General features: G+C 55.0%; 10 protein-coding genes. 3 read left to right on the forward strand and 7 right to left on the reverse strand.

Translation table 11 applies throughout. The features are described from left to right. Positions 1 to 10 precede the first annotated feature (10 nt). From glpC to glpA, 3 genes are read right to left on the reverse strand one after another with little or no spacing between them, the layout of a single operon-like run. On the reverse strand, positions 11 to 1201 hold the full coding sequence (gene glpC, locus WB237_RS01395; RefSeq protein ID WP_336209597.1) for an anaerobic glycerol-3-phosphate dehydrogenase subunit GlpC: 1191 nt from the start codon (positions 1199 to 1201) through the stop codon (positions 11 to 13). Then, the gene (gene glpB / locus WB237_RS01400) at positions 1198 to 2415 is read right to left on the reverse strand and encodes a glycerol-3-phosphate dehydrogenase subunit GlpB (protein ID WP_336209599.1); all 1218 of its coding nucleotides are present in this window, start codon (positions 2413 to 2415) and stop codon (positions 1198 to 1200) included. The genes glpC and glpB overlap by 4 nt, the downstream gene beginning before the upstream one ends. Next, positions 2405 to 4033, reverse strand: coding sequence for an anaerobic glycerol-3-phosphate dehydrogenase subunit A (gene glpA, locus WB237_RS01405; protein WP_336209601.1), 1629 nt, complete (start codon positions 4031 to 4033; stop codon positions 2405 to 2407). The genes glpB and glpA overlap by 11 nt, the downstream gene beginning before the upstream one ends. 256 nt (positions 4034 to 4289) lie before the next feature. Here glpA and glpT point away from each other — a divergent pair, with 256 nt between their 5' ends. Both glpT and glpQ read left to right on the forward strand, forming a co-directional pair. Continuing rightward, positions 4290 to 5642 carry a glycerol-3-phosphate transporter gene (gene glpT / locus WB237_RS01410; protein ID WP_008500232.1) on the forward strand — a complete coding sequence of 451 codons (1353 nt, stop codon included), beginning with the start codon at positions 4290 to 4292 and terminating at the stop codon, positions 5640 to 5642. An 11-nt stretch (positions 5643 to 5653) separates the two neighbouring features. After that, positions 5654 to 6706, forward strand: coding sequence for a glycerophosphodiester phosphodiesterase (gene glpQ / locus WB237_RS01415; RefSeq protein WP_208594210.1), 1053 nt, complete (start codon positions 5654 to 5656; stop codon positions 6704 to 6706). Positions 6707 to 6730: 24 nt separating this feature from the next. Here glpQ and yfaE read toward each other — a convergent pair whose 3' ends face one another. The 4 genes from yfaE to ubiG all read right to left on the reverse strand — a co-directional run bounded on the left by yfaE (position 6731) and on the right by ubiG (position 11528). Beyond that, positions 6731 to 6985 carry a class I ribonucleotide reductase maintenance protein YfaE gene (yfaE, locus tag WB237_RS01420; protein WP_114977668.1) on the reverse strand — a complete coding sequence of 85 codons (255 nt, stop codon included), beginning with the start codon at positions 6983 to 6985 and terminating at the stop codon, positions 6731 to 6733. Further along, the gene (nrdB, locus tag WB237_RS01425) at positions 6985 to 8115 is read right to left on the reverse strand and encodes a class Ia ribonucleoside-diphosphate reductase subunit beta (protein WP_028016268.1); all 1131 of its coding nucleotides are present in this window, start codon (positions 8113 to 8115) and stop codon (positions 6985 to 6987) included. The genes yfaE and nrdB overlap by 1 nt, the downstream gene beginning before the upstream one ends. Positions 8116 to 8166: 51 nt before the next feature. Beyond that, the gene (gene nrdA, locus WB237_RS01430; protein WP_336209609.1) at positions 8167 to 10452 is read right to left on the reverse strand and encodes a class 1a ribonucleoside-diphosphate reductase subunit alpha; all 2286 of its coding nucleotides are present in this window, start codon (positions 10450 to 10452) and stop codon (positions 8167 to 8169) included. Between the two features lie 347 nt (positions 10453 to 10799). Beyond that, positions 10800 to 11528 (reverse strand): bifunctional 2-polyprenyl-6-hydroxyphenol methylase/3-demethylubiquinol 3-O-methyltransferase UbiG, encoded by a 729-nt coding sequence (gene ubiG / locus WB237_RS01435; RefSeq protein WP_028016270.1) that lies wholly within the window; start codon positions 11526 to 11528, stop codon positions 10800 to 10802. A 146-nt stretch (positions 11529 to 11674) separates the two neighbouring features. Here ubiG and gyrA point away from each other — a divergent pair, with 146 nt between their 5' ends. Continuing rightward, positions 11675 to 14311, forward strand: coding sequence for a DNA topoisomerase (ATP-hydrolyzing) subunit A (gyrA, locus tag WB237_RS01440; protein WP_114977672.1), 2637 nt, complete (start codon positions 11675 to 11677; stop codon positions 14309 to 14311). Positions 14312 to 14369 lie beyond the last annotated feature (58 nt).

Here is a 14369-nt window from a genome sequence, read left to right on the forward strand (position 1 = left end):
CCGGTCATGTTCAGCCCAGAGCCCTCGCCAGTAAGGTGATCGGATGTTCGCAGCGCTTACTGGTGGACATCTCTATTTGCCACTTGCAGGTTTCGCAGTCGGTTACCACGATATCCGCGCCGCTTTCCTCAATCTGACGGAACAGTGGGGCGCCAATCGCCTGTGACGTTTCGTAGTTTTCACTTTTGAAACCGTACGTTCCCGCAATACCGCAGCAGCGGGAATCCAACACCGTCAGTTCAAGCCCTGGAATTAAGCGTAGCAGTTCAAGCGTATAGAGCGACCAGCCCATTTTTTCCATGTGGCAGGGCGTGTGATAAACCACTTTGAGCGGCAATTTCCCCAGCGACAACGTCTGCCCGCTATCCAGTTTGCGCCACAGGAAGCGTGTTGCCAGTTCAATGTGCTCGCGCAGCCCGGTGTTATCCACGTCCAGCAGATGCGGGTACTCATCGCGCAGGGTGAAGGTACAGGTAGACGAGGTGGCCAGCACCGGAATCCCCTTGTCGACGATGGCTTCACGCAGTGAGGTGACATTGCTTTTGGCCTGCTTGCGCGCTTTATCCGTAAATCCGTTGGCGATCAGTGGTACGCCGCAGCATTTTTCCTTACTGAGCAACTGAACGCCCGTCCCCATCGCATTCAGCACTTTAAGCAGATCTTTACCCAGCTGTGGGTGGTTGTAATTTACATAGCAGCCATGGAAGAACGCCACCTGTTCGGCATACTGCGCCTGTTGCGCCGCGACGGATTTATACCAGCGACGGAAGGTACCGTGAGAATATTTCGGCAGGCTGCGGTGATGGTCTATTTTCAGTGTCGCATCCAGCAGCTGGCGCACCGGTTTGAGAGCTGTCGCGGCATTCACCAGTGGGGCGAACGGCGTCGAGATGCTCCCCATCAAATCGGTGTGACTGAGAATGGCATCCCGCAATGATGGTTTTTGCGTGCTATAACGCGCCCGGGCGCGCTGGATAATGTCGCCAATGTTGACATCCGACGGGCAGGCAACTTCACAGCGTTTGCAGTTGATGCAGTACTTCAGTGCCTCATCATACAACTTACCGTCTTTCAGTCGCAGACGCTCACCGTCTGGCCCGGCCTGTTTCGGACCTGGATAACGTGGATTTACGCCGCTGACCGGGCAGACGGTAGTACACACTGTGCATTTAATGCAGCTTTCGAAACGGGTATCGCTCATTGTTCAGCCTCCATGCGCTGGCTAATCTGCTCTGCCACATACAGCGCCGTGACGGCGCAGACCCCGCCACCGCAGCCCTGGGCGATAGGATCATATCCGCCAAGAAGCGAGCCGATAGCAAAGAGATTCCTGACTGACTTACCCGAAAGTTGCGGGTGCAGGTGGTTATCGACAATGACGCCGAACTGTTGCCAGGGCTGTGGCGTGAAGAAATCACTCTGATACCAGTCCGCTCGGGAGGCGCTTTGCCGGACATCCAGGCCCATTATGGCCTCGCGGATGCCGTCCCGACTGCTCAGTAGCCCGTTACTGAAGAAACTGCCGCTTGCCAGCACCGTAAAGCGGGCGCGAAGCGGAATATCATCGTGGTTGCGCGTCCAGATTTCGCTCACTTCCCCGTCAGTCAGGGTGATTTTTTTCACCTCATCACCCGCCATCCAGACGCCACCCTGCGCAACAAATTTGCGCTGGAGCTGGGTATGCAGGCGAATACCGGTAACCGACGGGGGCAGCGTCGGCAGTAAACCGAGTGTGCAGGGCAGTCGATCGGACAGCCAGCGCCAGAGTCGATTGTCGTTTAAGCCAAAGCAGGCGGGCATAAACAGCGCATCGCACCCTTCTGCAAGCGGTTTGAGCGCCTCATACAGCAGCGGCCATCTCTCTTCATGATCAAGAAAACGGGCAATATTCACCGCGCGAAACTCGCTCGGGTTGTCGCGCAGGACATCAAGCTCAGGCAGCTCTATTTCTGCTGTTTCAGCGTTTACCCCCTGGCGACAAAGTGATGCCGCCGCGAGATGGGGCTGAAAATCCAGAAAACCGCTAATACCCACCACCCGCACACGCGCGGAGTTGAACGGTGCGACGGGCACCTCCTCCGGGCTGAGCCAGGCGGAGCGTAGGGTGCCGAGTGGTGTAACGCGCTGATGATTTTGCCTGGCGCTTCCCTGCAGGCGTGCGCCGCAATCGCCCAATAACGCTTCGGTTTCCAGGGCAAAGCGATCAATATGCTGCGCGCCAGTCAGATGATAAGGATGCTCTGGCGGAAGTTTTTCTCGGTACGTTTCGTCCACCAGATCCAGCGAGCCCGACGAGAAGTGCAGGGCGCTCTGGCCCCGGGTGATAATGGCGCAGCGTAGCCCCTGCTTCGTGAGTTTGATGCCACAGAGCAGACCCGCCAGCCCGCCGCCGACGATCACGGTATCAAATTTCATCGTGTTGCTCCTTCTCAAGTCCGCAAAGCCCCTGGTAGACCCAGCGGGTAAATTCACTTTCACGCAGAGCATCTCCCCAGGCGACAGGCTGAATGCCTTTCCAGCGCTCGTTTAAAAAAGCACTGAGTTGATCGAGCGACTGGGTCGCGGTGGTGGTATGAAAGCGTTGCAATAACCCGGCAGCACGGCAGGCGCACAACTCACCCTGACACGTCCCCATTCCAACCCGGGTGCGGCGGCGGAGATCGAGCAGAGAATTGACGGTCAGATTCTCCACCGCATATTGTACTTCGCCCGCGGTTACGGCTTCGCACTCGCAGACCAGGCTGCGACTAAGCCGGCCTTCGCCCAGCCAGACCGGTGTCCTGTCACCATGACGATAGATAGCCGAACCGCGCAGGGGGGCGGGCAGAGAGATAATTTTTTGCAGTGTCTTCTCGGTAGACTGACGTGAGCCGGGCAGGGGTTGTTCTGCCGTTTTGCACGGCTCGGTATTACCCAGTTTGCGGCAGACGGCATCGGTTGCCCATTCGGCCATCAGACGATAGGTCATCAGTTTGCCACCGGTGATGGTGATAAACCCTTCCATGCCGTCGCGTTCAGCGTGATCGAGTAGCACAATGCCCCTGCTGACGTTACGCCCGCTTGGGTCGTTATCGCTGGCAACCAACGGACGCACACCCGCGTAGGCGCGCAGGATCCGGGTCTGAGCCATCACCGGGGCCAGTTTTTCCCCTTCACGCAGCAGAATATCCACCTCTTCGGCGGTTACACGGTTGTAATCAATCTCGCTGTAGTCCACGTGGGTTGAGGTGGTACCGATTAACGAAATGGTATCGCCCGGAACCAGAATATCGGCATCAGACGGTTTGCGGCAGCGGTTGATCACATGGTTATTGATGCGATGGTCGAGGATCAGCAGCGAGCCTTTTGCCGGAAACATGCGAACAGACAAGTCGGCATACTCCGCAATCCGCTGCCCCCAGATCCCCGCCGCGTTGACGACCACGGAAGCATACAGTTCGCTGTGTTCGTTATATTGCGTATTAAAAAGCCGCACGCCACAGACGCGGTGACCTTCCCGGATAAGCCCGGTCACTTCATGCCCGGTCAGGATGCGTGCACTATGTTCGCGGGCATCAAGCATATTGGCGGCCGTCAGGCGGAAGGGATCAACCGTGCCATCTGGTACTTTTACCGCCCCTGTCAGGATCGGGTTGACGGAGGGCTCAATGCTCCGCGCCAGGGCCGGGTCAATGGCCTCGGCCTGAATCCCCGCCGCGCGGCAGGCGGTAATAAAGGTAGCCTGAAAGGCGAGATCGTCTTCGGGAAGCGTGATAAACAAGCCGTCTGTTGGTTCAATGCAGTGGCGAGCAATCCGCCGCAGGATCTGGTTTTCGGCAATACATTCACGGGCCGATTCGCCATCGGTAACGGCGTAGCGGGCACCGCTGTGAAGCAGGCCATGATTGCGCCCGGTGGCGCCTGTCGCAATATCATGGCGCTCCAGAAGCGTGACGCTCAACCCCCTGAGTGCGCAATCACGTGCGATGCCGGCACCGGTCGCACCGCCGCCAATGATAATCACATCGCTGTAGCGTGGATCGTGAATTGTCATTGTCATCCCTCTGTGTTCGTTTTTTTACCATTTAGCCACATGAAAACTATGGTTTGTTTGATTTCGAACACAAACGAGCGAAATTCGAAAGTGAAACGTGATTTCATGCGCTTTTTTGCGCATTCTGTCATATTTCTGTAACAATCTGTGCGTTGATTCACAGTAACAATCACCGTGATTTCTTAACATCGCCGCCTCTCTGGAGTATGGGGCAGTAAAACCCCAGTAAATTCAATACCTGGCCACGGAGGCTGTCATGCTCAGTATCTTCAAACCCGCGCCGCATCGTGCGCGTCTGCCTGAGGCAGAAATTGATCCGCTATACCGTCGTCTGCGTTGGCAAATTTTCCTGGGGATTTTCTTCGGGTACGCGGCGTACTACCTGGTGCGTAAAAACTTCGCGCTCGCCATGCCTTATCTGGTGGAGCAGGGCTTTTCGCGTGGTGATTTGGGGTTCGCGCTGTCGGGAATTTCCATTGCCTACGGTTTTTCCAAATTCATTATGGGTTCCGTGTCGGATCGCTCGAACCCGCGTGTGTTTCTGCCAGCCGGTCTGATCCTGGCGGCAGCGGTGATGTTGTTTATGGGCTTTGTGCCGTGGGCAACCTCCAGTATTGCCATCATGTTCGTGCTGCTGTTCCTCTGTGGCTGGTTCCAGGGGATGGGATGGCCGCCATGCGGACGCACCATGGTGCACTGGTGGTCGCAGAAGGAACGTGGCGGCATCGTGTCAGTGTGGAACTGTGCGCATAACGTGGGGGGCGGTATTCCACCTCTTCTGTTCCTGTTGGGGATGGCCTGGTTCAACGACTGGCACGCGGCGCTCTATATGCCTGCCTTTGGCGCTATTCTGGTGGCGATTATTGCCTTCGCCCTGATGCGCGATACACCGCAATCCTGCGGTCTGCCGCCGATCGAAGAGTACAAAAACGACTACCCGGATGATTACAGCGAGAAGCACGAAGAAGAGCTGACCGCGAAACAGATTTTCATGAAGTACGTGCTGCCAAACAAACTGCTGTGGTACATCGCGGTGGCGAACGTGTTCGTTTACCTGCTGCGCTACGGCATTCTGGACTGGTCTCCGACCTACCTGAAAGAGGTGAAGCACTTCGCGCTGGATAAATCTTCCTGGGCCTACTTCCTGTACGAATATGCCGGGATCCCGGGTACGCTGATTTGCGGTTGGATGTCGGACAAGGTGTTTAAAGGCAACCGTGGCGCAACGGGCGTCTTCTTTATGACCCTGGTGACCATCGCCACCGTGGTGTACTGGCTTAACCCGCCGGGCAACCCGGGTGTGGACATGGCTTGTATGATTGTCATCGGCTTCCTGATTTACGGCCCGGTAATGCTGATTGGTCTGCACGCCCTGGAACTGGCGCCGAAAAAAGCGGCGGGCACGGCGGCGGGCTTTACCGGTCTGTTTGGCTACCTGGGTGGGTCGGTCGCGGCAAGTGCCATTGTGGGCTACACCGTTGACTTCTTTGGCTGGGACGGCGGCTTTATGGTGATGATTGGCGGTAGCGTGCTGGCGGTTCTGCTGCTGATTGTTGTGATGATCGGCGAAAAACGTCACCACGCTGAAGTGCTGGCGCGTCGTCAATAAGGAGCATTGCAATGAAATTAACTCAGTTAGCCACCGGTCTGCTGCTAGCCGGTTTGATGACAGGCTCCGCGCTGGCGGCAGATAAAATCGTTATTGCCCACCGCGGCGCAAGCGGCTATCTGCCGGAGCATACGCTCCCGGCAAAAGCGATGGCCTATGCGCAGGGCGCGGATTACCTGGAGCAGGATCTGGTGATGACGAAGGACGACCAGTTGGTCGTCCTGCATGACCACTATCTTGACCGCGTGACGGACGTGGCGGAGCGTTTCCCGGATCGTGCCCGCAAAGATGGCCGTTTCTACGCCATCGACTTCACGCTGGCGGAAATTCGCTCGCTGAAATTTACCGAAGGCTTTGAGATCGAAAACGGCAAGAAGGTGCAGGTCTATCCGGGACGCTTCCCGATGGGCAAATCTGACTTCCGGATCCATACCTTCCAGGAAGAGATTGAGTTTGTTCAGGGGCTGAACCACTCAACCGGTAAAAACATCGGCATCTACCCGGAAATCAAGGCGCCGTGGTTCCACCACCAGGAAGGGAAAGACATTGCGGCCAAAACGCTGGACGTACTGAAGCAGTACGGATACACCAGCAAGAAGGACAAGGTGTATCTGCAGTGTTTTGACGCCGCTGAGTTGAAGCGTATCAAAACCGAGCTGGAGCCGAAGAGGGGGATGGATCTCAATCTGGTGCAGCTGATTGCCTATACCGACTGGAACGAAACCCAGGAGAAGCAGCCGGACGGGAAGTGGGTGAACTACAACTACGACTGGATGTTTAAGCCGGGGGCGATGAAGCAGATAGCGCAGTACGCCGATGGCATCGGGCCGGATTATCACATGCTGGTGGCGGAAGGCTCAACGCCGGGGCACGTGAAGTTGACGGCGATGGTAAAAGAGGCGCATGCCAGCAAGATGCAGGTCCATCCCTATACGGTGCGTGCAGACCAGTTGCCGCCGTATGCCACGGACGTGAATCAGCTTTACGACGTGCTGTATAACCAGGCGGGCGTGGACGGACTGTTTACGGATTTCCCGGATAAAGCGGTGACGTTCTTAAAATAGAAAAAGGGCCGTAAGGCCCTTTTTTTACATCTCGATCTCGATATCGCCTTTTGCCCGGCAGCAGCAGGGCAAAATTTCCCCTTCACTGATAAAAGCCAGCGGCTCGGTCAGCCAGTCCACCTGGCCGGTCACCAGACGGCAGCGACAGGAGCCGCAATAGCCTTCACGACACTGATACTCAACCTCAACCTGGTTCGCCTCAAGCGCCACCAGCAGAGAAGGGTGCTCTTCCTGACACAGCACTTCGGTGCCAGAAAGACGTAGCGTTACGCGTGTCATCAGAGCTGGAAGTTGCTCAGGTCGTCAGTATCAACTTCGGAGTCAATCTGACCGACCAGGTAAGAACTCACTTCCACTTCTTGCGGCGCAACCTGCACGTTATCGGACACCAGCCAGGTGTTGATCCACGGGATTGGGTTGGAGCGCGTCTGGAACGGCAGATCGAGACCGACAGCCTGCATACGGATGTTGGTGATGTACTCAACGTACTGGCACAGAATGTCTTTGTTCAGGCCAATCATGGAGCCGTCGCGGAACAGGTAGTCTGCCCACTCTTTCTCCTGCTGAGCCGCCAGCACGAACAGGTCATAGCACTCCTGTTTGCACTCTTCGGCGATTTCCGCCATTTCCGGGTCGTCCACGCCGCTGCGCAGCAAGTTCAGCATGTGCTGGGTGCCGGTCAGGTGCAGGGCTTCGTCACGGGCGATAAGACGGATGATTTTGGCGTTACCTTCCATCAGTTTGCGTTCGGCAAAGGCGAAAGAGCAGGCAAAGCTCACGTAGAAGCGAATGGCTTCCAGCGCGTTAACGCTCATCAGGCACAGATACAGCTGTTTTTTCAGCGCACGCAGATTAACGGTAACGGTTTTGCCGTTCACGTTATGGGTGCCTTCGCCCAGCAGATGCCAGTAACTGGTCATCTCGATCAGTTCGTCGTAGTAGTGAGCAATGCCTTCTGCGCGTTTCTGGATCTGCTCGTTAGTGACGATATCGTCAAACACCACCGCCGGATCGTTAACGATATTGCGAATGATATGGGTGTAAGAACGGGAGTGGATCGTCTCAGAGAACGCCCAGGTTTCCACCCAGGTTTCCAGTTCCGGAATGGAGATCAGCGGCAGCAGCGCCACGTTCGGGCTGCGGCCCTGAATGGAGTCCAGCAGCGTCTGGTACTTCAGGTTGCTGATGAAGATATGTTTTTCGTGATCCGGCAGCGACTGGTAATCAATACGGTCGCGGGAGACGTCAACCTCTTCCGGGCGCCAGAAGAAGGAGAGTTGCTTTTCAATCAGCTTTTCGAAGATGTCATATTTTTGCTGATCGTAGCGTGCCACGTTGACTGGCTGGCCGAAGAACATCGGCTCTTTGAGCTGGTCGTTTTTCGTCTGTGAAAAGGTGGTGTATGCCATGAATTGGAGTCCTGTCTTACGAAATAAAGGCGGGGAAATCCCCGCCCTTTATTAGATCTTACATGCGCCGCTTTCGCAGCCATCGTCCTGAATTGACGGTACAAGGTCGTCCTGCGCGTCTTCTGCACCATCACGGGTGTTGTGATAGTACAGGGTTTTCACGCCAAATTTATAGGCAGTGAGCAGGTCTTTCAGCAGTTGCTGCATCGGTACCTTACCTGACGGGAAGCGCGTTGGGTCGTAGTTGGTGTTTGCAGAGATCGACTGGTCGATAAACTTCTGCATGATCCCAACCAGCTGCAGGTAGCCGTCGTTGTTCGGCATTTCCCACAGCAGCTCGTAGTTGCTGCCCAGCGTCTCGTAATCCGGCACCACCTGGCGCAGAACACCGTCTTTAGACGCTTTAATGCTGACGTGGCCGCGAGGTGGCTCGATACCGTTGGTAGCGTTAGAGATCTGCGAAGAGGTCTCAGACGGCATCAGGGCAGAGAGCGTAGAGTTACGCAGGCCATAAGTCTTAATGGATTCGCGAAGGCCTTCCCAGTCCAGATGCAGCGGCTCGCTGACAATCGCGTCCAGATCTTTTTTGTAGGTATCGATCGGCATAATGCCTTTCGCGTAGGTGGTTTCGTTAAACCACGGGCACGCACCTTGCTCTTTCGCCAGTTCGTTGGACGCTTTCATCAGATAATACTGAATAGCTTCAAACGTCTGGTGGGTCAGGTTGTTGGCGCTGCCGTCAGAGTAACGCTTGCCGTTTTTCGCCAGCCAGTAGGCAAAGTTGATCACGCCAATACCCAGGGTACGACGACCCATCGCACCACGTTTAGCGGCCGGGATTGGATAATCCTGGTAGTCCAGCAGGGCATCCAGCGCACGAACCGCCAGCACGGCCAGCTCTTCCAGCTCGTCGAGGCTCTTAATTGCACCCAGGTTGAATGCAGACAGCGTACACAGCGCAATTTCACCGTTTTCGTCGTTAACATCGTCCAGCGGCTTGGTCGGCAGGGCGATTTCCAGGCACAGGTTAGACTGGCGCACTGGCGCAACGGCCGGATCAAACGGGCTGTGGGTGTTGCAGTGGTCAACGTTCTGGATGTAGATACGGCCGGTAGAGGCACGTTCCTGCATCATCAGAGAGAACAGGTCTACCGCTTTCACACGCTGTTTACGGATGCTGTCGTCTTTCTCATATTTGGTGTACAGACGTTCGAACTCATCCTGATCAGCGAAGAACGCGTCGTACAGGCCAGGGACGTCGGACGGGCTGAACAGGGTGATGTCTTCACCTTTTAGCAGACGGGTGTACATCAGTTTGTTGATCTGTACGCCGTAGTCCATGTGACGCACGCGGTTGCCTTCCACGCCACGGTTGTTTTTCAGTACCAGCAGGCTTTCCACTTCCAGGTGCCACATCGGGTAGAACAGGGTTGCTGCACCACCGCGTACGCCGCCCTGAGAGCAGGATTTCACTGCCGTCTGGAAGTGCTTATAGAACGGGATACAGCCGGTGTGGAACGCTTCACCGCCGCGAATCGGGCTGCCCAGAGCACGGATGCGACCGGCGTTGATACCGATACCAGCACGCTGGGAAACGTATTTCACAATGGCGCTGGAGGTGGCGTTGATAGAATCCAGGCTGTCACCACACTCGATCAGCACGCAGGAGCTGAACTGGCGGGTAGGGGTGCGCACGCCAGACATGATTGGCGTAGGCAAAGAAATTTTGAACGTGGATACCGCATCGTAGAAACGCTTCACGTATTCCAGACGGGTTTCACGTGGGTAGTTAGAGAACAGGCAGGCGGCCACCAGAATATAGAGGAATTGGGCGCTTTCGTAGATCTCACCGGTCACACGGTTTTGAACCAGGTATTTGCCTTCGAGCTGCTTCACCGCCGCGTAGGAGAAGTTCATGTCGCGCCAGTGATCGATAAACCCGTTCATCTGCTCGAACTCTTCTTCCGTATAGTCTTCCAGCAGATGCGTGTCGTATTTGCCCAGCTCAACCATTTTCACTACGTGATCGTAAAGCGCTGGCGGCTCAAACTGGCCGTAGGCTTTTTTGCGCAGGTGGAAAATCGCCAGACGTGCAGCGAGGTACTGATAATCCGGTGCTTCGCGGGAGATCAGATCGGCTGCCGCTTTGATGATGGTTTCGTGGATATCAGACGTTTTGATGCCGTCGTAGAACTGAATGTGAGATTTCAGTTCGACCTGGGAGATAGATACGTTGTTCAGTCCTTCTGCTGCCCAGTCGAGAACTCGATGGATTTTGTCCAGATTGATACGCTCGGTGGTACCGTCGCGCTTTGTCACCAGCAGACTCTGATTCATGTGGGTTTTACCTGTCCGTGAAATAAAAAATATCCCCCGTTTATCCACAGATCCGTCTTGTGACTAACTCTGTGGATAAATACTACATATAGGGGGTTTGCGATAAGAAAAACGCTATATGGTGAGTATTCTAGTATCGATTCTTTTCAGCACAAGGGTTGATTTTGACGTTAAATTGAGGTTGTGAAAGGGTAAAAAAGCGTAAGTCCTCGTACCGTAAGGCCTGGAAGACATGTCAATAATTAAGAAAAAAAATTCAAAATTTGATCGAGTGCTGATTTCTTCAACGAGAGGTCAGAATTGCGCAACATGATGTCGCGCAATCTTTATAAGAATAACAGATGACGTTAGTCGTTTTTGGCGGTTGTATGCAACATATAGTTAACATCTACGCCCGGTGCGAGTTTGAATTTATCGGTCAATGGATTGAAATGCAGACCGGTGATGTGTTGCTCTTTAAGCCACGTCTGGTCGACCCAGCTCAGTAACTCAGCAGGCTTAATGAATTTCTTCACATCGTGTGTCCCTTTCGGCACCATGCGCAGCACATACTCTGCGCCGACGACGGCCATCAGCCAGGCTTTACCATTACGGTTGATGGTCGAGAAGAAGACTTGTCCACCCGGTTTCACCAGTTTTGCGCAGGCGTGCACCACGGACTGTGGATCGGGAACGTGCTCCAGCATCTCCATGCAGGTCACCACATCGTACTGATGCGCATGTTTGGCCGCGTGCTCTTCAACGGTTTCCTGCACGTATTCCACCTTTATGCCGGACTCCAGGGCATGGAGACGGGCAACCTGCAGCGGCTCAAAGCCCATGTCCAGGCCCGTGACAGTCGCCCCTTCGCGCGCCATACTCTCTGCCAGGATACCGCCACCGCAACCGACATCGAGCACTTTCTTACCGAACAGACCGCCGGAACGCTCCGCGATATAGCCCAGACGCAGCGGGTTAATACGGTGCAGAGGTTTGAACTCACCCTCGAGATCCCACCAGCGGGACGCCACCGCTTCAAATTTGGCAATCTCTTCATGGTCAACGTTGTGAGACACCGGGGATTTTTCGGCATTCATGGGCGCTTTTACTCCTTATTTAGCAAGACGAATGAGTATATCAGGCAATCCCTGTGAATAAAGCGTATAGGTTTACCTCAATCACCTCGGCTGTGTTATAATTTGCGACCTTTGAATCCGGGATACAGTAGAGGGATAGCGGTTAGATGAGCGACCTTGCGAGAGAAATTACACCGGTTAACATCGAGGAAGAGCTGAAGAGCTCCTATCTGGACTATGCGATGTCGGTCATTGTTGGCCGTGCGCTGCCGGACGTCCGCGATGGCCTGAAGCCGGTACACCGTCGCGTACTATACGCCATGAACGTATTGGGCAATGACTGGAATAAAGCCTACAAAAAATCTGCCCGTGTCGTTGGTGACGTAATCGGTAAATACCATCCTCATGGTGATTCCGCGGTGTACGACACTATCGTCCGTATGGCGCAGCCATTCTCGCTGCGTTACATGCTGGTAGATGGTCAGGGTAACTTTGGTTCTATCGACGGCGACTCCGCCGCGGCAATGCGTTATACGGAAATCCGTCTGGCGAAGATTGCCCATGAGCTGATGGCCGACCTGGAAAAAGAGACGGTTGATTTCGTTGATAACTACGACGGCACGGAAAAAATTCCTGACGTTATGCCAACGAAAATCCCTAACCTGCTGGTGAACGGTTCGTCCGGTATCGCCGTCGGTATGGCAACCAACATTCCGCCACACAACATCACGGAAGTGATCAACGGTTGCCTGGCGTATATCGACGATGAAGACATCAGCATTGAAGGGCTGATGGAACACATCCCGGGCCCGGACTTCCCGACGGCGGCGATCATCAACGGTCGTCGTGGTATTGAAGAAGCTTACCGCACCGGTCGCGGCAAGATTTACATCCGTGCCCGCGCAGAAGTGGAAGCGGACGCTAAAACCGGCCGTGAAACGATCATTGTTCACGAGATCCCGTATCAGGTGAACAAAGCGCGTCTGATTGAAAAAATCGCCGAGCTGGTAAAAGAAAAACGTGTTGAAGGTATCAGCGCGCTGCGTGATGAGTCTGATAAAGACGGCATGCGCATCGTGATTGAAATCAAACGTGACGCGGTGGGTGAAGTTGTTCTGAACAACCTGTACTCCCAGACTCAGCTCCAGGTTTCCTTCGGTATCAACATGGTTGCACTGCACCATGGTCAGCCGAAGATCATGAACCTGAAAGAGATCCTGAGCGCGTTCGTGCGTCACCGCCGTGAAGTGGTGACTCGTCGTACCATCTTTGAACTGCGCAAAGCGCGCGACCGTGCGCATATCCTTGAAGCGCTGGCGGTTGCCCTGGCTAACATCGATCCGATCATCGAACTGATCCGTCGTGCGCCAACTCCGGCAGAAGCGAAAGCCGCACTGATTTCCCGTCCGTGGGATCTGGGTAACGTTGCAGCGATGCTGGAACGTGCGGGTGATGATGCTGCGCGTCCTGAGTGGCTGGAACCTGAGTTCGGCGTGCGTGACGGTCAATACTATCTGACTGAACAGCAGGCCCAGGCGATTCTGGATCTGCGTCTGCAGAAACTGACCGGCCTTGAGCATGAAAAACTGCTCGACGAATACAAAGAACTGCTGGAACAGATTGCTGAGCTGCTGCACATCCTGGGTAGCGCAGAACGTCTGATGGAAGTGATCCGTGAAGAGCTGGAGTTGGTCCGTGATCAGTTCGGCGATGAGCGTCGCACCGAAATCACCGCGAACACCGCGGACATCAACATTGAAGACCTGATCAACCAGGAAGACGTTGTTGTGACCCTGTCTCACCAGGGCTACGTGAAGTATCAGCCGTTAACCGACTACGAAGCACAACGTCGTGGTGGTAAAGGCAAGTCTGCGGCACGTATTAAAGAAGAAGACTTTATTGACCGCCTGCTGGTGGCGAACACCCATGACACGATCCTCTGCTTCTCAAGCCGTGGTCGTCTGTACTGGATGAAGGTCTACCAGTTGCCGGAAGCGAGCCGTGGCGCGCGTGGTCGTCCAATTGTTAACCTGCTGCCGCTGGAAGCGAACGAACGTATCACCGCCATTCTGCCGGTACGCGAGTACGAAGAGGGCGTGAACGTCTTTATGGCGACCGCCAGCGGTACCGTGAAGAAAACCGCGCTCACCGAGTTCAGCCGTCCACGTTCTGCGGGTATCATTGCGGTGAACCTGAACGAAGGTGATGAGCTGATTGGCGTGGATCTGACCTCCGGTTCGGATGAAGTGATGCTGTTCTCTGCGGCCGGTAAAGTGGTGCGCTTTAAAGAGAACGCTGTCCGTGCGATGGGTCGTACCGCTACGGGCGTTCGTGGCATCAAGCTGGCTGGTGAAGACTCTGTGGTTTCCCTGATTATTCCGCGCGGTGAAGGGGCTATCCTGACCGTGACGCAGAATGGTTACGGTAAACGTACAGCGGAAGGGGAATACCCAACCAAGTCTCGCGGAACACAGGGCGTTATCTCTATCAAGGTCACCGAGCGCAACGGTTCCGTTGTTGGCGCGGTACAGGTAGACGATGCTGACCAGATCATGATGATCACCGATGCCGGTACGCTGGTGCGTACGCGCGTCTCTGAGATCAGCGTGGTGGGCCGTAACACCCAGGGCGTGATCCTCATCCGTACTGCGGAAGATGAAAACGTTGTGGGTCTGCAGCGTGTTGCTGAGCCGGTGGACGACGAAGAACTCGATTCCATCGACGGCAGCGTCGCAGAAGGTGATGATGATATCGCACCGGAAACCGACACCGACGACGATGCAGCGGATGACGCTGACGAGTAATATTGCATGATGCAAAAAAGGGCCGGATTCCGGCCCTTTTCTTTTGCAGAAGCAGATA

The organism is Enterobacter sp. P82, assembly GCF_037053385.1.
Taxonomy (GTDB): Bacteria; Pseudomonadota; Gammaproteobacteria; order Enterobacterales; family Enterobacteriaceae; genus Enterobacter.